Below are 18,859 nucleotides of genomic sequence, written 5' to 3' on the forward strand. Positions count from 1 at the left end.
TTCTCTTCCTGCGAAAGAAAGAMGTGCCGTTTKACMATAACCAAGCCGAACGCGATTTACGGATGGTGAAAGTCAAACAAAAAATCTCTGGAACGTTTCGTCAGGAAGACGATGCCGAGGCTTTCTGTGTCATCCGCAGCGTCGTTTCCACCCTGCAAAAACACGGAAAGCCGGTGTGGGAATCGTTGCAAAGACTTCTAAGCGGAGAGCCTCTTCAAACGATTCTCCATTCCTCCTAGGGCATTTTCGATACTGGGAATGCCCTATTGGTGCTGGATTCTGAAAATCTCGCTAGTACTGGGCTGAATAGATACGTTCATACAAAACGCGCATCGGTCTCCCTCCCTGCTTGGTTCTGAAAAGCAGCTGGTGCAACAGCCTTTGTTCAAGCATTCTATCCTGCGTGCTTCCCTTGAAGGGAACGACATTTCGTGGTACACCAGAGACTGCTGGGGTCCGTCTATTTGTCGGGCTTTGACGTACCAGAGATACCACGACCTCATGCCCCCAGCTGCAAGGAGACCATTCGAATAGAAGGTTGTTTTCATCCTTCCGATGGCGACGAAATTTTTTCGTCACGGAGGTCTATTTGAAAAACTGCATTTTGCCGCCGCGTTTCTCGTTAAATCACCAGCCCTCTATATAGATGCAATTTGAAGCTTTAACATTTGCAGCTCTTACCCGGGCATTTGATCGCGTTTTCGCTTTGGCGTGACGAGAGTAAGCCACAGGCTTGCCCTCGACAGTCGAAAAATGGACAAGCGATTTTTCTGTCAAGAATATGTTAAATGTTTTGGTTGCATCTATATAGATATATGCTTTCGCAGCCACTCACTTTGTGGAAAACGTTGAAACGCATTCAACTTTACTTGCTGTAAATAGGGACTTGTAGAATCCCCCAGCAAAATTACATACTTATAGAAGCGAAAATCATCCTGAAATCTCTTTAGCGCTTCTTTTGACATTATATAAGCTTCCTGGTATTTACTTTGTGATAATAATCTCTCAATAATGTGAACATAATCCTGCGCACTCCAACAGTCACTATTTACTTGTCTATAAAACAACATTGCTTCTTCTGTATACCCTGCTTCATAAAATATTCTAGCGATTTTAATTTCTAATCCTTTACCAGTGGCATGGCGCATATCTAAAAGTTCCCTTACTAACGATTGTTTTTGAAATTTAAGAGATTTTTCTAACACATATAAGTACACTCCTTCTTCAATCCGAAGAGAAGAATCTCCCGTTTCTAAACGCTCTACTATAGGCATAATATTAGTAGAGGCTATAATGACTTGAATACATCTTTTAACGAAACTATCATTTAGATGTTTATACATAATTAATAAATCCGCTAAATCTACAATACCTAAATGGACTCCATGCAAGAACAAAGAAGAGTCAATTTCAGTTGCATTCTCATACTTGCTCACATCACCGTTCATAATATCCTGCTTTAAATCAATAAGCCGGTGAACGATCTGTTGCTCTTGAAAGTAATCACGAGCAAGCGAACGTGATAATTCAAACCACCCTTGATTCACAAAAAAAATGAGAATCTTTTGCATAAACGATTTATTATCTGTTAATAATTGTTTAGAAAGAAAGTCATAAATTTCTTTTTGTGAGTGGAATTTATTTAATAATTGAACTAAACGAATAAACGATTCTAAACAAAAACGGTTGAAATTGAGAGCCTTAATATAATGGACAACTGATTGCTCATAATTCCCCTCAAGTTCGTAAATTCTCCCTAATCTCCGGTGTGGGAAATATTCCCTACAATCAACACTCCGCACTACTTCATTATAATGTTGTTTATTTGATACAATTTCTATAAATACACTTTTTGCATCATCATAGCGATGTTGTTGCAGGTAAATTTCTCCTTTTAAAAAAACAAAATCAACAACATTCTCATAAATATATTCTGCATCATAAATAATGTCTAGAGCATCATGATATCGATGAAGCTCCATTAAGCAATCAACCATATTACATAAGCAAAATGGCACCCAACCATACACTGCTTCCTGTCTATTTTGATAGGCTCTAATGTATGCATCTAACGCTTCATTTGGCTTTCCAAGTCTCTTAAGCTCATTGCCTAGGTTAAAGTAATCAAATCCTTTGTTTGTTAATCTATTCAACTCTTTTTGAACAAGTGGTAAATTTCGCTCATATTTATTCTTTGTTTTGACGGTATCGACAAGATAGCCAGAATGATAAATAATTAAAGAACTTAAGCCTATATTAGCTTGTCGATCCTTTTTTCTCAATTGTTCATGAATAGCCCGATAAAATTGAATAGTGCCATCATTTTTATATATTCTTGAATGTTGGTGTTGTACAGTAATCTCACCATTCTGTCCGGTAAAGTTTACAATATTAACAGCGTATATATCAAATTGATTATTATGCCGTTTAATTTCTTCAATTGCTTGTTTTAAATTATAAGGATCAACGTATTCATCCGCATCCAGAACTAAAATCCATTCTCCACTCGCTTTAGAAGCGGCGTAATTTCTTGCTTCAGCAAAATCATTGTTCCATTTATAGTCAAATAACCAATCAGTATATTCACTAGCAATTTCTCTAGTTCGATCAGTTGACCCCGTATCAACAATAATAATTTCATCGACAATGCCCCGAACTGAATCTAGACATCTTCGTAATACACTTTCTTCGTTTTTTACAATCATACATAACGAGAGAAAAGGCTTCATAACTGTACACTCCCAAAAAATAAGTTCTTTATAAAAAAGCTGTTAATCCACAAATAATAAAACAGCTTTTTTATAAAGAAGCCTGCCAGATCGTACTGACAGGCAGGAGTAAACCAATTAACGAAGTAACTGTAGGACTCCTTGTGGCTGCTGATTGGCTTGTGCCAACATTGCTTGCGCAGCTTGCATGAGAATATTGTTTTTTGTAAACTCCATCATTTCCTTCGCCATATCTACATCACGTATGCGTGATTCCGCAGCAGTTAGGTTTTCAGCGGACGTTCCTAAGTTATTGATTGTATGTTCCAAACGGTTTTGATATGCACCTAATTTTGCTCGTTCGTCAGATACTTTTTGAATTGCAGCATCAATGCTGACGATAACACTAGCAAAGTTAGCAGACGCAGAGCTAATATCTAAACCGGTTGCTGCTTCACTAGAAGTTAGGGCAACTCCTAAAGAAGCAGCAGACATATTATTGATGTTCAATGCAATAACTTGTCCCTGATTCGCTCCCACTTGGAAAGTTAAAGCTGTTGTCGCAAAGTCACCTTTTAACAAGTCTTTCGTGTTAAACTGTGTATTGTTAGCAATACGGTTAATCTCTTTTGCCAGCTGGTCCATTTCATTTTGTAACGCTGTACGGTCATTAGCGTTATTCGTATCATTCGCCGCTTGAACCGCCAACTCCCGCATCCGCTGCAAAATCGAGTGCGTTTCGTTCAACGCCCCCTCTGCCGTTTGGATGAGGCTTATTGCATCCTGGGAGTTTTTGGAAGCCATCTCCAACCCGCGAATTTGCCCTCTCATTTTTTCCGAGATGGCCAAGCCTGCTGCGTCATCGCCCGCACGGTTAATGCGCAGACCGGAAGACAGTTTTTCCATGTTTTTCGCTGCGGCGCCTTGACCGATCGTCAGTTGGCGATACGTGTTCAACGCCGCGATGTTGTGGTTGATTCTCATGTTCTCTTCCTCCTTGAAATGATTTTTTCCACGTCCTTGTGGAATGGCGGGGCTAGGGCGAAAGTCGGCCGCCTTTCGCCGCATGCCGCGCTCACTTTTTATATCGGCGCGTTTTTTGGAAGTTTAATAGGGAAATTTAAATTTTTTGTTGATGGTGACAAAAAAAAGCGCCGCTTGGGCGCCTGATCCGTTTACGGGGGGTTCCATTGTTTCAGTTTGGCGGTCAGTTCAGCGAGCGAGGCTTCGGACGCTTGGGAGGCGGCGTTGTTTTCCGCTTGGATGGCAAGATACACTTCTTTGCGGTGGATGTCGATGTGTTTTGGCGCGTTGATGCCGAGTTTCACTTGGTCGCCTTGGATGGCGAGGACGGTGATTTCGATGTCATCGCCGATTTGGATCGCTTCTTTGATTTTGCGCGTTAGGACAAGCATCGGGCCGCCTCCTTTACGTCGCCACTTTTTCCGGGAAGAGGCGATGTTTTGTTTTGTACGTTGTGTTCGTCAAGATGACTTGCTTGCCGAACCGCTTGCGGGCGTTGATGACAACGGGCGCCTGCAAGTTCGCCGTCGTCTCGTGAAACGGGTCGGCGACGGTGAGGATCACGTACACCGCGACGTCGCGTTCGCTTTCGATGTCAAGTTGTTCGACCGTCGCTTCATCCAGTTCAAATTCGTATGTTGGAAAGTACGAAAACGGCTCAATCAGGACAAACCCAAGCGCAGGGGTCTGCACCGACTGCAAGATGACAAACGGCGTGTCGGCGAGCGGAAGAAGGACGAACCGCTTCTCGTCCGCGAATCCGGGCAAGCCGTGGGGAAAGTGGACGATGTCCTGCTCGTTCACCGCCACCGTTCCGTGGTATTTCGTGTCGATGTTCATCCCTTGTTCCTCCTATTTTCGTCAAATGACGACGTCAATGTGAAGCGACGGGCGCTGGGCGAGGCGGATCGCCACCTCGCCCGGCGTGTAGCGAATAACCGGCGGATGCGTGCGGGCGCGGATGATCGGTTTGTGTGTCTCAAAGCGAATATCCACATCCGCCGGGGTATAGGATATGTGAACGCTGAACGGGGACGGCACCCAGCCGATGTTGAATTCGTACATCGGCGTTTCGCTGTTTTCTTTCGCCTGCTCGGCGATCGGGTTGCCGCCGTCCTCGATGCGCATGAGCTCGTCGCCTTGGCGAGAGACGCGGGCCAGCCCGTCAAGCCAATCGTTGTATCCTTGTTCAGCAAACTTTTCGATGCGGCGGAAGATATGTTCTAAGTTCATGTCTTCCCACGCTTTTGTCTGATCGATCGTTAGCTTGGACGGCGTCGTACGGATCGTGAGTCGGGCCGGAGGTTGCTCGATTTCCAACTCGGCAGGCGGCTGTTGGATTTCCAGTTTCGCCGGAACGGTTTCGATGGCGATTTTCGCCATCGTTGATTGCAAGCGGATCTGCGGCAGCTGCATCGTCATCTCCCCCTATCCGCTTAGCGCAAAAAGTCGAGCAGCGTCGGCTGAATGATGCGGGCGCCGACGCCGAGGGCGGCGCGGTGCACACTTTCCTGTGTTTTCAAATCGGTAATGACCCGTTCGATATCGGCGTCTTCATTGTCCGACAAAATTTGTTGGGCGATGACTTCCTGTTCATCGACACGCGCTTCCATCAGCTCAAGGCGGTTGCTTCGCGCGCCAAGCTCGGCACGCTCGGCCAAGACGTTGTCGATGTGCTTGTCAATATAGGATAAATAACCGTTCAGCTCTTGGCCGCTCTTGCCAGCTTCCAAGTCATTCACAAGCGCTTCTAAATCGCTGAATAGCCCTTGTCCTGGAGTCGCGCTGTATGTAAAGACACGCGTCGGATTCACGTTGACCGGGAGCTGGATGCCTTTTAACAGCTCGATTTTCACTTGTTCTGTGTTCGTCGACACTTTGTTCACTGGGTCGTCCAAGTTGACCGGCGGTCGAAGGGTATCCGTGCCATTGAAAATGTATTTGCCCGCAATTTGTGTGTTGGCAATGGACACTAAATGGTTTTTTAGCTCATCGATCTCTTTCGCGATATGCCCGCGCTGCGATTGCTCATACGTATCGTTGCTTGCCTGGACGACGAGCTCGCGAATGCGCTGGAGCACTTGCGTCGCTTCGTTAAGCGCCGAGTCGGACGCATCGATCCAGTTATGGGCTTCGGAGAAATTGCGTTTAAACTGTTCCACCTCAGTTAAGTTCGTCCGGTACGCCATCCCTTTGATGGCCACGACCGGGTCGTCAGACGGGCGGGCAATTTTTTTGCCGGTGGACAGCTGGTCTTGAATTTTGCCGAGCCGTTCATAGCTTTGGCTCAAGTTGCGCAACATATTTTGAGTCAACATCGATTGCGTGACGCGCATCATCACTCACCTACCTTCCGACAATTCCCATGCCGTTAATGATTTTATCGAGCATTTCATCGATCGTCGTAATCGTGCGCGCCGCCGCGTTGTAGGCGTGCTGAAACCGAATCATGTTCGTCATTTCCTCATCGAGCGACACCCCGCTGACGGACTGCCGCCGTTCCTCCACCGACTGGCGGAGCACTTCGGAGTTGTTGACGAGGCGGTTCGCCTGTTGGGCGTCGACTGCCAGCTGGCCGATCATGCTTTCGTAATACGCCTGCAGCGTGCCCGCTGTGATCGGATACGAGACCGACGGCGCCGGATCTTGCAGGTTGGCAAAATTGCTGTTTTTGACATTGGCGAGACGAATGGCGTTTAAGCCGTTCCCCGGTTCGTTCGGCGCCGATGAAGCGGCGATGTTGTTTAAATCATCAATATTGGATGACAATTGGATCGCTTTCGCTGCCCCGTCCACTTGCGTCAAATCGCTGAAAAACAGCCCTCCCGGGTTGCTCGGGCTGAGCGTATACCCTGTTTGGTGCACTTCGTTAAACCGTTTGGCGAACGAATACGCGAGCGTATCGAGCTTTTTCAACATATCGGGATAAATGCCCTTGACACCGCTTCCGTCATCATATCCGTAGGCCTCGATCAACCCTTTCAACTTGCCGGAGGCGACAAACGGGATGGAAGAGCCTCCAAGCGAAAGTCCGGTAAGCGGGCCGGTCGGCATCTCCGGGGAGGAGCTGGCGCTCGGCGATACGGACAGCGTCTGGTATCCTTGGTTGCCATTGACCAGCAGCTGACGCTGGCCGTTGCCATCCAAAATATATACATCATAAGACCCCTCCGCTGTTTTCAGCGCATTGCCGCCGCTTGGCTTCGGCTCGACTTCGATTTTGACGAGCGCGGACAGTTCATCGAGCAGTCGGTCGCGCTCATCGTACAAATCGTTCGGCAAGTAGCCGTGGGGCTCGACTTCGGCGATTTGCTGGTTGATTTTATACAACTGCTCAGCGATCGAGTTGATCGATTTGACCGTCACTTGAATCTCATTGGCGAGATCGTTTTGAATGGATGTTAACGAATCGGCCAAATAATGAAACGTCTCCACAACGGCCAACCCGCGCTGGCGTACGACCGAGCGGGCCCCTGTATTTTCCGGGTTTGCGCTCAAGTCTTGGAGCGCCTGCCAAAATTGATCCATCGTTTTGGATAAACCGCTGTCGGACGGTTCGTTCATAATGTCTTCCATTTTCTTTAACGCATCGGCTTGGGCTTGCCAATAGCCAAGCTTGTTGTTTTCCCCGCGGTATTGCCAGTCAAAAAAGCGGTCGCGCACCCGCTCAATCGAGCCCGCCTCGACCCCCGTCCCCATCTGTCCTGGAATTTGCGGGCGATTGAGGGACGCCGGCGGGTACGGCTCGCTTTGGACAAAATTGACGCGCTGGCGCGAATAGCCGGGCGTGTTGGCGTTGGCAATGTTATGGCCGGTCGTGTATAGCGCCATTTGCTGCACGGCCATGCCGCGCTTGGCGACTTCAAGCCCGTGAAACGTCGATCCCATCGTGCCCCTCCTTTTCATCTTCTAATGATTGTCCGCTGTTTTCTGCCTAGCGGCTCTGTTTCGTTTTGACGGCTGTTGGATGGATCGATCTCTCCTTATTTTCCGTCAGTGACTTGCGCTGCTATGCTTTGGAATCAAAGAGCGAACGGCTTCGTCCATATTGTCCCGTTGATTGGTTTGGCGCGGTATAGTTCACGTTGGGCGGCTGCGGCATCAATTGGTCCAACATCAGCGTCACCCATTGCAGCGACTGGCGGATGAGCTGCCCATTCAGCTCGTTGACCGCCTGGAGCTCGTTGATCACGGCAAGCAACTCGCTCGCCAACTGTTCGACTTTTTGCCGCTCCTCCCCGCCTATTTTCGGCAGGCAATCCGCTAATGATGGCGGATTCCCATCGTCAGACCATGCGGCAACGAGTTGTGCCCGCTCGCGCTCGAGCTGCTGGATGGCGGCGATATCGGTTTGTTCCTGGCGGATCAGCGACATTAAAACGTCCGTATCGCCTCGTTTTAATACGTCCGTTTTTTGATAGGCCAATTGAAGCAAATGCCGGTGCAACGCCAAGTGCCGGTCAAGGAGCGCCATCAGCTGCAGCGCCGGCGCACGCTGTTCATCATCGGTTCGGCGATTCTCTAACCTTGTGTTCATTGGCCATCGCCCTTATAGAACTTGTATAGTTTCTCCGCAATGGCGCGGGCATCGATCTGATACGTTCCGTTGTCGATTTGTTCTTTCAACCGGCGCACTTTCTCTTCCCGCTCGGCGGCCCAAGTGGAGCGTTGTTGCAGCTCTTTTGCCGCCTCGGAAATTTCGACGCGATCCCGCCGCCCGGTTTGCCCTGTTTTTCCTTGTGGGGCGCCCGAGTACTGACGGTACGGATGAACGCCAATCGAAAACCGGTTATCGATTCTCACTGCGATTCCTCCTATCCGTTCCGCACGTTGTTGTCTTACTACTATTATCGGTCAATCCGTTCATTTGTTTAGCGGCCATTTCGCTCTTTGTCGGTGTAATACGTGCGAAACACCTGTTTTTTCTTCTGTTCTTCTTCTTTTTTCACCATTTCCAGCTGCCCTTGCAAATCTTTGGAACAGTCGGCGCACATTCTGCCTTCGCGGATCAGCTTGCCGCAGCGGTCGCACGGATAGCCTAAATTCGGCAACTGCGCCAAGGTTAAGCGGCCGCTTTTGATGAATTTGATCAGCAACGCTTCAGGCACCCCTGTCGCCTCGACAATTTGCTCCATCGTCGCCAGCCGATTTTCACGGCGTCGCAAAAATTGAGCCACGATTTGAAATTGCCGCTCTTCTTCTTCATAACAAGACGGGCAAATATCGCGAAACGGCGAGCGGACAAACAGACGGCCGCAAACCGGGCAATTTTCTAAGTTCATCATTCTCCCCTCCCAATGTGCCCATTACGTATACAAATTGACAATCAGTCCTTGAATTTCCCCCAACGCCTGCAACAAATCAATCCTCGGCCGTTCTTGCTCGAGCACCGCGTTCGTGACGTCCAACAGTTTTTGGTCGACTGTTTTGACGATATGATAGACGCGGGAGCGGCCGCTCCAATGAAACCCGTACTGCTCCGTCAGTTTCAACCCGTGGTTCACGGCTTCATCGAGCAATTGCTTGACGAGCTGTTTATACCGCCGCAAATCGTCAACCGTCCGCGATTCGGCCAGTTTTTTTCCTTGCTGTTCGATTTCATCCGCCAGCTGCCTCAGCCGCTCGTTTCGCAGCTTTTCCCGCTGACTGGCGGCCAGCTCGGCAAAGGATACGGATGGCGACAAAGAAGCCGCCGCTTTTTTGCCGGCTGGAACCGATGAGGTGTTGACAATTTTATTGATCTCCATCTTCTTCGCTCCTACCGTCTTGTTCATCAAGCTTCTGAATCCATTTTAAAACTTCCCCGATCACAGCGTAAAGCTGCGGCGGGACGCGCGGCACTGGATCGGCCAGCTGTTTCAGCAACTCCCGGTCACGGGGCAGCGGAATGCCCGCCCGCCCCGCCTTGTCAGCCACCTCTTCAGCAAGCTGCCGCGGCTGTCGGCCAAGATGTTGCTCATACGATGTGAAAACAGGGACGTAACGATGGCCGTTCATATCGTCCACTCCCACCGGCTCGTTTCGTTTTCCGTCTTCGCTCTGTCTGTCGCCCCTGGCTCTTGGCCTTGGGCGTTCATTGGTTGGAAGGTGAGGCGTTGCACCCGATAGCCGATCTGTTCCAAATGGTCTTTGACTGTCGCTGCACATGACTGCAACACCGCCGCCAACCGCTCATGCTCCGTTTCCACCGTCAAGGACAGCTGTCGTTCGACCGCCTGCAAGGAAATGCCGACTTTGCCTTGATTTGTGTCCAACAAAAAGTATAGGCGGCAGTTTTGCCAATCGAGTTGGCCGCCATCGTTGCGGGCGTTGACGTGCACATGCACGGTGGCCATCCCACCATGAAACGGGAGCGGCCACTGGTACAACACGGTTTGAGTGTGTCCGTCAGCAACAAATTTACTGAGCAGCTGTTGGCCGGTAAGACTGATTAACAGCCGTTCCGCCTGCGCGGGAGCCGTTCCTTCCTCAACCCATGACAGCAGCATCGCCTTCAAATTCTCGACCGGCTGTAATCGCTCTCCGCTCAAGAGCGCACGGGCGGTCTCTTGTTCATGGAAAAAGCCGAGGCGGCGCAGCGATTCAAAGACTCCTCTCGCCGATAATGCGCCATCGTTGGGCGCTTGGGCCACATGTTTCAGAAGGCGCGACAGCCGCTGCTCGCGCGGCTCGGCGCCCTGCCACGCTTCCGATTCCATGAAAAACCGCTGTACTTTTTGTTCAGATGGCTGAAAGCGGAGTGACTCCAACAACGCTTTCACTTCACGCGCCGTCTTGGCGGCTTCGTCCGTCTTTCCTTCAGCAAGGCCGCGTTTCGCTTCTGCCAATTTCGCCCCCGCCTCAAGCAACTTCGTTTCCGTTTTCATGTCAGTAAACAACAACCATTCCCCGTGCAACAGCATGCGGTCGAGTGAATGAATGAGCGACTCAACAAGCGGCTTGGCCCGCTCTGTCGCCTGGTGGGCAGCGGCATGCGCAAATTGTTCGAGCTGACGGACCATATCACGCTGCCAAACACGAAAATCGTGCACGAGTTGCACCATTTTTTCCGTCACTACCGTCACGGCAAACGTCCGGGCCTCTGCCGTCGGAAGAACCAGCTCCGATGCAACCGCATACGCGCGCGAACCTTCCAATCGCTCCGTTTGTTCACGAACAGGCGCCGCTTTTGCTTCATGGGTTTCTTCCGGTTCCGTTTTCGTCAGCAACGGCGCCAACAGGTCTCCGAGCGGCGGGCCATGGAGCGCTTCATGCGCTAGGCGCAAATGCGTCTCGGTCACCTCGAGCTGTTTCGCCGCCAAAGCAGCGACGGTTTCCTGTTTTTGCTTTATCGAGCCGCCTTCCGTCTCCCAAAAACGACGAACGGCTTCTTTTTCCTTTTCGGTCAGGCGAATGCCACGGGCCGACAGCCATGAATCGATTCCATCGTCCAACGAAGATGGCAGAAACCGCCCTATAGACGATAGTGGCACCGCTTGCGCCATCCAAGTTCCACCTTCTTGCTTCACAAGCCGCACCATAAACGAACGGTCGCTTGGGACGCCATCCACAAAGCGGACGCGTACATCCTGTTGGCCGATGGCGACCACGGCCTCTTGATCGTTGAACCTTTCTTTCATTACCGCCATCTGCACGCTCCCCGGCTGCAATGAAACAGCCGGTGCGGCGATCTCATTGGATAGTTGATCGTGACGAATACGCATCATTATTCTTCCTCGCTCTTTGTTCTCCTACTGTTTATATCGGCACGTAGGCTTCCAATGTTTACACTGTTACGCGCGAATGAGCGTCAACGCCCCCACCTCGGCCGCCCCCGCCTCAAGCAAGACGCGGGCGGCGTGGCGGACGGTGATGCCCGTCGTGTAAATGTCATCGATGAGAACGATTCGCTTCCCATTTATCGGCGGATGGCCGGAGAGAAAAAACGGGTTGTCGGTCTCCAGCCGCTCGCGGCGCGATTTTTTCGATTGTTTTTCGGAATGCTTGCGAGAAAGCCAAGGAAAACACGGAAACGGAAGCAGGCGGGCGAGCGCTTCCGCTTGGTTGAAGCCGCGCTCATACAGCCGTTCGGGGCTCAGCGGGATCGGGACGATGTGCCAATCGCGGCCGAAATGTCGGCGAAACGCTTGGGAAAACGGACGGCGGAATGCCTCGACGATGACATAGTCGCCGCGGAATTTCCATAAGGCGACGACTTCTTTCATCCAGTCGTTGTATATATACACGGATCGGTTTTTCACGAGCACCCTCCCCCACTGTTCATCTTCCTGCCACCGTAGGCAGTCGGCGCACAGCGATGGCTTGGCTTCCTCAAGCGGGCGGCCGCACATCTCGCAAAGGCGGCCGTCAATGAGTTTGAACAACCCGCGGCAGCGCGGGCAAAGGACGTCAAGGTCTTCGAGGAAAAGAAGCTGGCGCCAGCTCGCGATCGGGTTGTACGGAGAATGGCAAAGAAGGCAGTTCATGGGCGCAACAGCCCCCTTTTCTTCGCTTCTTCATTCATCCGGAGGATATGGCGGCGCGCCCGCACCATCTCGTTCGTTTTCCCGTGATGGAAAAAGCGGACATCGCCATCCGGAAATGCGGCGTGGCGGCCAACGCGGCCGGCGATTTGCACGAGAGCGCTTTCCGTGAAGATGCGGTCTTCGGCGCCGAGAACAGCGACATCGATGTTCGGCACCGTCACTCCCCGTTCAAGGATCGTCGTTGTCACCAACAGCGGCACGCGCCCATCGCGAAATGCCTGAACGTGCTCGGCTCTGTCTGGGGCTTCGGCATGAACGCCGACGATGCGGGGATCGACGCGCTGCAAGAGGCGGGTGACAGCTTCAAGCTCATCGATATGAGGAACGAACAAAAACGCCTGTTTTCCCTGCGCCAAACGATGGAGAACCCACGCAAGGACGTTTTCGGGCAAGCGGCCGCGCTCTAACCGTTTGCGCCAATTGCCGCACCATTCGAACACGGGGACGGGAAGCGGATGGCCGTGGTAGCGGGCGGGGATGACGGCGGCTTGCCGCTTGCCGCGCGCAATGTCAAGCTGCCAAGCGCGGGATGGAGTGGCGGTTAAATAAATGAGGCTCGACTGTTCTTTCCGCGCTTGACTGACGGCGTATTCGAGCATCGGCTCAGCTGAATATGGAAAGGCATCGACTTCATCCACGATCATGACGTCAAAGACGCGGTAAGCCCGCAGCAACTGGTGGGTGGTTGAGAGGACCAAGGAAGCGATCCGCCCGCGCTCTTCGCTTCCGCCGTGCCAAACAGCGAGCGGAACGCGCGGGAACGCCTGGCGAAAGCGGGGAGCGAGCTCGCGGACGACATCGGTCCGTGGTGTGGCGAGACCAACGCGCCAGCCCTTCTCGAGCGCGGCGGCGATGGCGGGAAACAAAATCTCGGTTTTCCCTGCGCCGCATACGGCCCAAACGAGCAGTTCGCTTCGATCGAGCACTGCCTGTTTGACAGCCATAGCGGCATCCTCCTGAGCGGCGGACAGCGTCCCATCCCAAACAAGCGGCGCCTCGTGCCGCTCGGACGGAAGCGACATCGTCACGTGCACAAGGCGGGTGCAGGAGCTGATGCGACCCATCGTCAAACATTTGCGGCAATAGCAGCAATCCGTCCCACAGCGGGCGCATGGAAACGATGCAAAAAGACGCGCGTCTTCATTCCCGCAGCGCATACAGCGCCAGCCGCTTGATGTTTTGATGAGGCCGGGCTGTTCGTGAACCCAACTGGCTTGCACCGCGGCTTTGATTTCTTCATCAGAAAACGGCAGTTGTTCGCGTGGGAGGCGCTGGCCGTTCAACCATGAAACGAGGTGTGGAACACAAGATGGTCGTTGGATGCACAAGAAGCATCACTCCTTTTGAAAGTATGAAAAGCACGTTCCCTAGCTGGGAGGCAAAAAGAGCAGATGACGCGGCAAAAACGCCATGGAAAACACCCTCTCCCCAAGTTGAGAGGCTTGAAGCGCATAAAGGTACAGGAAGAGCGATCTGACGGCATTCTTTTTCTTAAAAAGTTAGAAAGGTGATAAAAAATGGACGCCATGCACAAAACGGCAGCATTCGATCAGAAAAGAAAGTGGAGATGAAAAGGCCTTTCCAAATGGAATAAGGATGTGGTTTGACCTCATATTTCGCAACCTTTGCATAATATACAAAAAATAACCAAAATATTCGCATAAAAATAAATTTTTATACAAATATTGTAAAATAACTAATTTTTATTCACTCAAATCAGGCTTATTTTGAATTTTTATTCAGGGTGCGAAATGTGAGTTTGACCGTCTTTTTCACGACATATCGGCCTTCGAAAGAAATGAATGCGGCGAAACATGACGCCAGCAAAGATTCGCCAGGAGCCATGGAGGCGAGCGATCATGCGTTTCGACAACATTCCCAGGGAAATAACGACAAATTTTTCAGGAAAGGAAAACGGTTCGACAAGTTCGGCCAGCCCCACATCTCCGGTCCGTTTCATAAAGCGGAGAGAGGAGAAGAAGACGATGCAGCTGACGAATTTGACATTCCACACACCTAAAGGAATGGGCTTTCTCGCTCTTATGTTTGTCACGGATGAATTCGTCAGCTGCGGGCAGTTATGGAGAATACAGCCGAAGGAGAATGGCAAGTGCATCGAAGTTGGATGAGGAAATCGGGAAAAATCTTATATGAATAGCATCCACATGGCCAAAAACTCATTCGGATCATTTCGTCCCATGAACGCCAAACGGGAAGACTGAAACATCTTGATCGACCATACAGCGGAAACGAGAATCCGCCGCCGCGCAAGGCGGAGCGGACCGCTCCTCCTTGCGCTCGGCTTACAGAAAAAGCCGTCTGAAAGCCCACGGTTTCAATCGTGGGATGAAAGACGGCGTTGCTCGGTAATCCCTTAATAGGATTACTTAGAGCAACCATTTTTATCTTTAAGTGTTGCAGTATAACCATTAAACTGATACAATTAATAATATGGAACAAGAATATCGAAGAACGAAAACAACTGTATCTTTGATTAACTATCATTTTGTTTTCTGTCCGCGTTATCGAAGAAAGGTGTTAGTAGGCAGAGTGGAAGAGCGATTCAAGCAGTTAGTAGAAGAAATTTGCCAAGAGAATGATTGGGTCATCCTTGCTATGGAAGTGATGCCTGATCATTGCCATTTGTTCTTGAATTGCCTCCCTTCTGATTCTCCATCAGATATTATGGCAAGAGTGAAAGGAGTGACTTCCAGACGATTAAGACAGGAATTTAAACACTTGTCTCATTTGCCTAGTCTTTGGACACGCTCTTTCTTCGTTAGTACAGCAGAGAATGTATCAAGTGAAACAATAAAACGCTATGTGGAATCTCAAAAGAAAAGGGGGTGAATCCATGCCSACSATCACACTAAGGCTGGAACTGCACAAACCAACGAAAGTCAAACAAGACATGTATGAACGGATGACAGAAGTGAATACAGCGTTTGCGAATTGGCTGTTGAATCATCCCGAGCTGAATCAAGCGACGAGCAAACTATTTAAAGAGTTTTCGTCGCAGCRGTTTCCTTCTGCCGTCGCGAATCAGACGATTCGAGAAGTGAAGTCCCAAAAGAAAAACCAGAAAACAAAGAAGTTTCGAACATTATGGTGTTGCTTTAACAATCAAAACGTAAAGGTTGAAAAGAAAGGAGAGTTCTACACCGTTTCATTCCCCACACTGGAGAAGCGAATTGGCGTGCCRGTGGTCACGCGYCCCTATCAAGAAGCATGGCTGAATCGGCTGCTCGATGGAACCGTCAAACAAGGGGCAGCCAAGCTCTACAAAAAGAGAAAGAAATGGTGCTTGGCTGTTGCGATCACAGTTGAAGTCCAACAACGGGAAGAAACCAAGGCAATGGGCGTTGATTTGGGACTTCGCTATATTGCCGTTGCCAGCGTTGGAACGAAATCGTTGTTTTTCAAGGGCAGCCAATGCGCTTTCATTCGCCGACGATATGCGGCTTTGCGTCGAAAGTTGGGCAAAGCCAAGAAGCTCCATATGATTCGCAAAATCGGCCGTAAAGAGTCCCGCTGGATGAAGGATATAAACCATAAAATCAGCCGTCAAATCGTCCGTTTTGCCCTCGCCAACGGTGTTGGCGTGATTCGCATGGAAGAGTTGACGGGGATTCGAAAGCGGGCAACATCGGCCAAAGAAGCAGGACGAAGCCTTCACTCTTGGGCGTTTCATCAACTGCAAACGATGATTGCCTATAAAGCGGAAATGGCGGGCATTCGGGTGGAGTGGGTGAAGCCGACCTATACAAGCCAAACATGCCGATGCGGGCATCGGGAGAAAGCGAACCGAAACGGCATCCACTTCCAATGCAAAAAATGCGGATATACGATTCATGCCGACTTGAATGGCGCCATCAACATCGCCAAAGCGATTTCGGGCTTGAGCGCCGAACCTAGCGCACTGGTCACAGGTGCGCCGCCCATTGGGGTACATCTTAACCCGATGGGACGGGGTGATGACACACCCCCGAACTTGGGCGTTGTCCGAACCAGAAATGGATGAGGGCGCAAACGACCCAAGAATCCCACGCCCTTTAGGCGTGTGGAGTGTCAAAACAATTCTCTACAATACGTGGCTGAGAAGTGTAAAACACAATTTCAAATAGTTATAGTGGTACTCATTTTGCCGTGCAGGTAAAGGGATGTCCTAAAGGGGAGCATCCCTATTTTATCACCTGCCATGTTTTGACCGATCTTGCCCCTTTTCCTGGCTTGTTCTGAAAAAAGCAACTATGTCATAATGAAAATAACGCCTGAAAGTCAACGTGCTATGTTTTCGAATCAGCGAATCATTGTCCGTTCGCACATAGGAGGGATTTGCCGTGCCATCACAACGAAAATCGATCATCCCCGACGACTTTTTATGGGGCGGGGCGGTGACGTCGTTTCAGACGGAAGGGGCGTGGAACGAAGGCGGCAAAGGGCTGTCGATCGTTGATGCGCGCCCGATTCCAAAAGGGCATTCCGATTGGAAAGTGGCGGTCGATTTTTACCATCGCTACAAAGAAGACATCGCTTTGTTCAAGGAGCTCGGCTTTACCGCCTACCGGACGAGCATCGCTTGGACGCGCATTTTTCCGGACGGGGAAGGGGAGCCGAATGAAGCGGGCTTGGCGTTTTATGACGCCGTGTTTGATGAATTGAGAGCGAACGGCATCGAGCCGGTCATTACGCTGTACCATTTTGATTTGCCGCTGGCGTTGGCGAAAACGTACAACGGCTTTGCTTCAAGGAAAGTCGTCGACTTGTTTGAGCGGTACGCGCGCACCATATTTGAGCGTTACCGCGGGAAAGTGAACTATTGGCTGACGTTCAACGAACAAAATTTAGTGCTCGAACAACCGCATTTATGGGGGGCGATCTGCCCGGAAGACGAAGACCCGGAAGCGTTTGCCTACCGCGTCTGTCATAATGTGTTCATCGCCCACGCGAAAGCCGTGAAGGCGCTGCGCGAAATCGCTCCCGAGGCGAAGATCGGCGGGATGGTGACGTATTTGACGACGTATCCGGCGACATGCCGGCCGGAAGATGCCCTCGCCAACGTGCAGGCGAAAGAGCTGTTCATTGATTTCTTCTTTGATGTGTTCGCCCGCGGCGCCTATCCGCGTTATGTGACCAACCGGCTTGAGAAAAAAGGAATCTGCCTGCCGCTCGAAGCGGGGGATGAGGAGTTGCTCCGTTCGCAGACGGTCGACTTTTTGTCGTTCAGCTACTATCAAAGCCAAATCGTCCGCCATCAGGAACAGGATGAGCGGATCATCAAAGGGCTTGAACCGAATCCCTATTTGCCAAAGACGAAATGGGGCTGGGCGATCGATCCGATCGGTTTGCGGATTGCCTTAAAAGACGTGTACGCCCGTTACGAAATGCCGATTTTCATCACCGAAAACGGCATCGGGCTTGAGGAGGAGCTGAATGAGGACGGCACGGTCGAAGATGATGAGCGGATCGACTATTTGCGCCGCCATATCGAACAAATGAAGATGGCCATGGAAGAAGGGGTCGAGGTGATCGGCTATTTGATGTGGGGGGCGACGGATCTGTTAAGCTCGCAAGGGGAGATGCGCAAGCGCTACGGCGTCATTTTCGTCAACCGCGACGACGAGAACTTGCGCGATTTGAAGCGCTATAAGAAAAAAAGTTTTTATTGGTTCCAGCGCGTCATTCGCACGAACGGGGAAGAGCTGTAAAGCAAGAACGAGTTTCAAAAGAGGCGGGGAAGCCCCCGCCTTTTTACCAGTCTTTAGGGCGACCGTGGCGAATGTTCAATCGTTTAAAATGTTTGTCCCAAGTAACGACATCTTCTGGGGGATTCGCTTTTGCATGAGCGGCGATATACGCGTCAATGAAATCCACCTTTTTCTCGCCATAATCTCGAAGCGCCTGTTGCACAACATCTTTTTCCTCTGTTTCGATCCCGATCCCGTTGGTAAACTTTAATAAGGCGGCGGAAATGTCGGACGGCGATGCTTGATAGACGGAGGCCAGCACCCAGCAACATTCTGCGACGACGAGCGGATTAAGGCGCAAAATCAATTCTCCTGCTTCTACTTTCTGCAACATGTCCCCAACTTCTTCCGCAAGCTCTTGGGGATGGCCGGTCATGATTCGAATCACGACATTTGTGTCAATCCACAGCTTGCGAGCCACTTAGTTTTCCTCCCCGTCTTTCAATTCTTTTGCTCCCATCGTACGATATACTTCATCTCGGATTTCCTCAACGGGGCGGAACGGCTGATTGGTTTTGAGAATGCCGATTAATTGTGACAAGCGATATTTCTTCGTGACTTCCACTTTTATTTCTCCATCTTGGTTGACAATAAACGTCAGATCATCGCCTTCGGTGAGGCCTAATGTTTTCCGGATTTCAGCAGGAATGACCACTTGCCCTCGGCTGGACAGCTTGCTTGTCGCTTTCATGACGATCGGCGATGGTTGATCCGAAACATTCATTTTCTCCATTGGTGCGTTTCGCTCCTTCCTAAACACTTTTCATACTTACTTTTATTATATGTCTTATTTGTATGTTTAATCAATCATTGAAAATCATATTATTTTTGGTGTAGTAAGAAGTTGTGTGGGGGA

At 50.4% G+C, this 18,859-nt stretch carries 22 protein-coding genes; 5 read left to right on the forward strand and 17 right to left on the reverse strand.

All coding sequences use genetic code 11. From position 1 onward, the window contains the following. Window positions 1–239 (forward strand): IS66 family transposase (locus tag B1A75_RS16100; protein WP_139761748.1); only part of this gene is annotated, 239 nt, incomplete at its 5' end. A gap of 564 nt (window positions 240–803) precedes the next feature. Here the strand turns inward: B1A75_RS16100 and B1A75_RS16105 are convergent. The 15 genes from B1A75_RS16105 to B1A75_RS16175 all read right to left on the reverse strand — a co-directional run bounded on the left by B1A75_RS16105 (window position 804) and on the right by B1A75_RS16175 (window position 13,584). Beyond that, a complete protein-coding gene (locus B1A75_RS16105) occupies window positions 804–2,729 on the reverse strand; it encodes a glycosyltransferase (protein ID WP_079936505.1) in 1,926 nt (641 codons plus the stop codon). 117 nt (window positions 2,730–2,846) lie between these two features. Next, window positions 2,847–3,692: a flagellin Hag gene (gene hag / locus B1A75_RS16110; protein WP_044736558.1), complete on the reverse strand. Its 846-nt coding sequence runs from the start codon at window positions 3,690–3,692 to the stop codon at window positions 2,847–2,849. A gap of 191 nt (window positions 3,693–3,883) precedes the next feature. After that, entirely contained in the window at window positions 3,884–4,123 is a 240-nt protein-coding gene (csrA, locus tag B1A75_RS16115; protein WP_079936506.1) for a carbon storage regulator CsrA, read from the reverse strand. 13 nt (window positions 4,124–4,136) lie between these two features. Next, a complete protein-coding gene (fliW, locus tag B1A75_RS16120; RefSeq protein WP_079936507.1) occupies window positions 4,137–4,571 on the reverse strand; it encodes a flagellar assembly protein FliW in 435 nt (144 codons plus the stop codon). A gap of 21 nt (window positions 4,572–4,592) precedes the next feature. Beyond that, the gene (locus B1A75_RS16125) at window positions 4,593–5,147 is read right to left on the reverse strand and encodes a DUF6470 family protein (RefSeq protein WP_079936508.1); all 555 of its coding nucleotides are present in this window, start codon (window positions 5,145–5,147) and stop codon (window positions 4,593–4,595) included. A gap of 20 nt (window positions 5,148–5,167) precedes the next feature. Continuing rightward, the gene (gene flgL / locus B1A75_RS16130; protein WP_079936521.1) at window positions 5,168–6,067 is read right to left on the reverse strand and encodes a flagellar hook-associated protein FlgL; all 900 of its coding nucleotides are present in this window, start codon (window positions 6,065–6,067) and stop codon (window positions 5,168–5,170) included. A gap of 10 nt (window positions 6,068–6,077) precedes the next feature. Beyond that, window positions 6,078–7,619, reverse strand: a complete 1,542-nt coding sequence (flgK, locus tag B1A75_RS16135) for a flagellar hook-associated protein FlgK (RefSeq protein ID WP_079936509.1) — start codon at window positions 7,617–7,619, stop codon at window positions 6,078–6,080. A gap of 121 nt (window positions 7,620–7,740) precedes the next feature. Then, window positions 7,741–8,268, reverse strand: a complete 528-nt coding sequence (locus B1A75_RS16140; protein WP_079936510.1) for a flagellar protein FlgN — start codon at window positions 8,266–8,268, stop codon at window positions 7,741–7,743. Next, entirely contained in the window at window positions 8,265–8,534 is a 270-nt protein-coding gene (gene flgM / locus B1A75_RS16145; RefSeq protein ID WP_079936511.1) for a flagellar biosynthesis anti-sigma factor FlgM, read from the reverse strand. The genes B1A75_RS16140 and flgM overlap by 4 nt, the downstream gene beginning before the upstream one ends. A gap of 68 nt (window positions 8,535–8,602) precedes the next feature. Further along, window positions 8,603–9,013 (reverse strand): TIGR03826 family flagellar region protein, encoded by a 411-nt coding sequence (locus B1A75_RS16150; protein WP_079936512.1) that lies wholly within the window; start codon window positions 9,011–9,013, stop codon window positions 8,603–8,605. 24 nt (window positions 9,014–9,037) lie between these two features. After that, window positions 9,038–9,478, reverse strand: a complete 441-nt coding sequence (locus B1A75_RS16155) for a YaaR family protein (RefSeq protein ID WP_079936513.1) — start codon at window positions 9,476–9,478, stop codon at window positions 9,038–9,040. After that, window positions 9,465–9,728, reverse strand: coding sequence for a hypothetical protein (locus B1A75_RS16160; RefSeq protein ID WP_079936514.1), 264 nt, complete (start codon window positions 9,726–9,728; stop codon window positions 9,465–9,467). The genes B1A75_RS16155 and B1A75_RS16160 overlap by 14 nt, the downstream gene beginning before the upstream one ends. Then, window positions 9,725–11,434, reverse strand: coding sequence for a hypothetical protein (locus B1A75_RS16165; protein WP_139761750.1), 1,710 nt, complete (start codon window positions 11,432–11,434; stop codon window positions 9,725–9,727). Before B1A75_RS16165 ends, B1A75_RS16160 begins: the two co-directional genes overlap by 4 nt. A gap of 69 nt (window positions 11,435–11,503) precedes the next feature. Next, window positions 11,504–12,196 (reverse strand): ComF family protein, encoded by a 693-nt coding sequence (locus B1A75_RS16170; RefSeq protein ID WP_074043120.1) that lies wholly within the window; start codon window positions 12,194–12,196, stop codon window positions 11,504–11,506. Next, on the reverse strand, window positions 12,193–13,584 hold the full coding sequence (locus B1A75_RS16175; protein ID WP_079936516.1) for an ATP-dependent helicase ComFA: 1,392 nt from the start codon (window positions 13,582–13,584) through the stop codon (window positions 12,193–12,195). Before B1A75_RS16175 ends, B1A75_RS16170 begins: the two co-directional genes overlap by 4 nt. Before the next feature lie 657 nt (window positions 13,585–14,241). Here B1A75_RS16175 and B1A75_RS20395 point away from each other — a divergent pair. The 4 genes from B1A75_RS20395 to B1A75_RS16195 all read left to right on the forward strand — a co-directional run bounded on the left by B1A75_RS20395 (window position 14,242) and on the right by B1A75_RS16195 (window position 17,964). After that, window positions 14,242–14,385 carry a hypothetical protein gene (locus B1A75_RS20395; protein ID WP_239691193.1) on the forward strand — a complete coding sequence of 48 codons (144 nt, stop codon included), beginning with the start codon at window positions 14,242–14,244 and terminating at the stop codon, window positions 14,383–14,385. Window positions 14,386–14,707: 322 nt separating this feature from the next. Beyond that, on the forward strand, window positions 14,708–15,106 hold the full coding sequence (gene tnpA, locus B1A75_RS16185; RefSeq protein WP_074043122.1) for an IS200/IS605 family transposase: 399 nt from the start codon (window positions 14,708–14,710) through the stop codon (window positions 15,104–15,106). A gap of 4 nt (window positions 15,107–15,110) precedes the next feature. Then, window positions 15,111–16,277: a transposase gene (locus B1A75_RS16190; RefSeq protein WP_254866649.1), complete on the forward strand. Its 1,167-nt coding sequence runs from the start codon at window positions 15,111–15,113 to the stop codon at window positions 16,275–16,277. Between the two features lie 319 nt (window positions 16,278–16,596). Further along, window positions 16,597–17,964: a glycoside hydrolase family 1 protein gene (locus tag B1A75_RS16195; protein ID WP_074044363.1), complete on the forward strand. Its 1,368-nt coding sequence runs from the start codon at window positions 16,597–16,599 to the stop codon at window positions 17,962–17,964. Between the two features lie 43 nt (window positions 17,965–18,007). Here B1A75_RS16195 and B1A75_RS16200 read toward each other — a convergent pair whose 3' ends face one another. Beyond that, the gene (locus B1A75_RS16200) at window positions 18,008–18,424 is read right to left on the reverse strand and encodes a type II toxin-antitoxin system VapC family toxin (protein ID WP_025948590.1); all 417 of its coding nucleotides are present in this window, start codon (window positions 18,422–18,424) and stop codon (window positions 18,008–18,010) included. After that, the gene (locus B1A75_RS16205) at window positions 18,425–18,736 is read right to left on the reverse strand and encodes an AbrB/MazE/SpoVT family DNA-binding domain-containing protein (protein WP_074044365.1); all 312 of its coding nucleotides are present in this window, start codon (window positions 18,734–18,736) and stop codon (window positions 18,425–18,427) included. Between the last annotated feature and the right edge of the window lie 123 nt (window positions 18,737–18,859).

It is taken from the genome of Geobacillus sp. LEMMY01 (assembly GCF_002042905.1).
Classification (GTDB): domain Bacteria; phylum Bacillota; class Bacilli; order Bacillales; family Anoxybacillaceae; genus Geobacillus; species Geobacillus proteiniphilus.

Bases quoted from the DNA above. Each gene is read 5' to 3' on its own strand.
- B1A75_RS16105 (WP_079936505.1), bottom strand. From the start codon at position 2,729: ATGAAGCCTTTTCTCTCGTTATGTATGATTGTAAAAAACGAAGAAAGT.
- hag (WP_044736558.1), bottom strand. From the start codon at position 3,692: ATGAGAATCAACCACAACATCGCGGCGTTGAACACGTATCGCCAACTG.
- csrA (WP_079936506.1), bottom strand. From the start codon at position 4,123: ATGCTTGTCCTAACGCGCAAAATCAAAGAAGCGATCCAAATCGGCGAT.
- fliW (WP_079936507.1), bottom strand. From the start codon at position 4,571: ATGAACATCGACACGAAATACCACGGAACGGTGGCGGTGAACGAGCAG.
- B1A75_RS16125 (WP_079936508.1), bottom strand. From the start codon at position 5,147: ATGCAGCTGCCGCAGATCCGCTTGCAATCAACGATGGCGAAAATCGCC.
- flgL (WP_079936521.1), bottom strand. From the start codon at position 6,067: ATGCGCGTCACGCAATCGATGTTGACTCAAAATATGTTGCGCAACTTG.
- flgK (WP_079936509.1), bottom strand. From the start codon at position 7,619: ATGGGATCGACGTTTCACGGGCTTGAAGTCGCCAAGCGCGGCATGGCC.
- B1A75_RS16140 (WP_079936510.1), bottom strand. From the start codon at position 8,268: ATGAACACAAGGTTAGAGAATCGCCGAACCGATGATGAACAGCGTGCG.
- B1A75_RS16150 (WP_079936512.1), bottom strand. From the start codon at position 9,013: ATGAACTTAGAAAATTGCCCGGTTTGCGGCCGTCTGTTTGTCCGCTCG.
- B1A75_RS16155 (WP_079936513.1), bottom strand. From the start codon at position 9,478: ATGGAGATCAATAAAATTGTCAACACCTCATCGGTTCCAGCCGGCAAA.
- B1A75_RS16160 (WP_079936514.1), bottom strand. From the start codon at position 9,728: ATGAACGGCCATCGTTACGTCCCTGTTTTCACATCGTATGAGCAACAT.
- B1A75_RS16165 (WP_139761750.1), bottom strand. From the start codon at position 11,434: ATGCGTATTCGTCACGATCAACTATCCAATGAGATCGCCGCACCGGCT.
- B1A75_RS16170 (WP_074043120.1), bottom strand. From the start codon at position 12,196: ATGAACTGCCTTCTTTGCCATTCTCCGTACAACCCGATCGCGAGCTGG.
- B1A75_RS20395 (WP_239691193.1), top strand. From the start codon at position 14,242: ATGCAGCTGACGAATTTGACATTCCACACACCTAAAGGAATGGGCTTT.
- tnpA (WP_074043122.1), top strand. From the start codon at position 14,708: ATGGAACAAGAATATCGAAGAACGAAAACAACTGTATCTTTGATTAAC.
- B1A75_RS16205 (WP_074044365.1), bottom strand. From the start codon at position 18,736: ATGGAGAAAATGAATGTTTCGGATCAACCATCGCCGATCGTCATGAAA.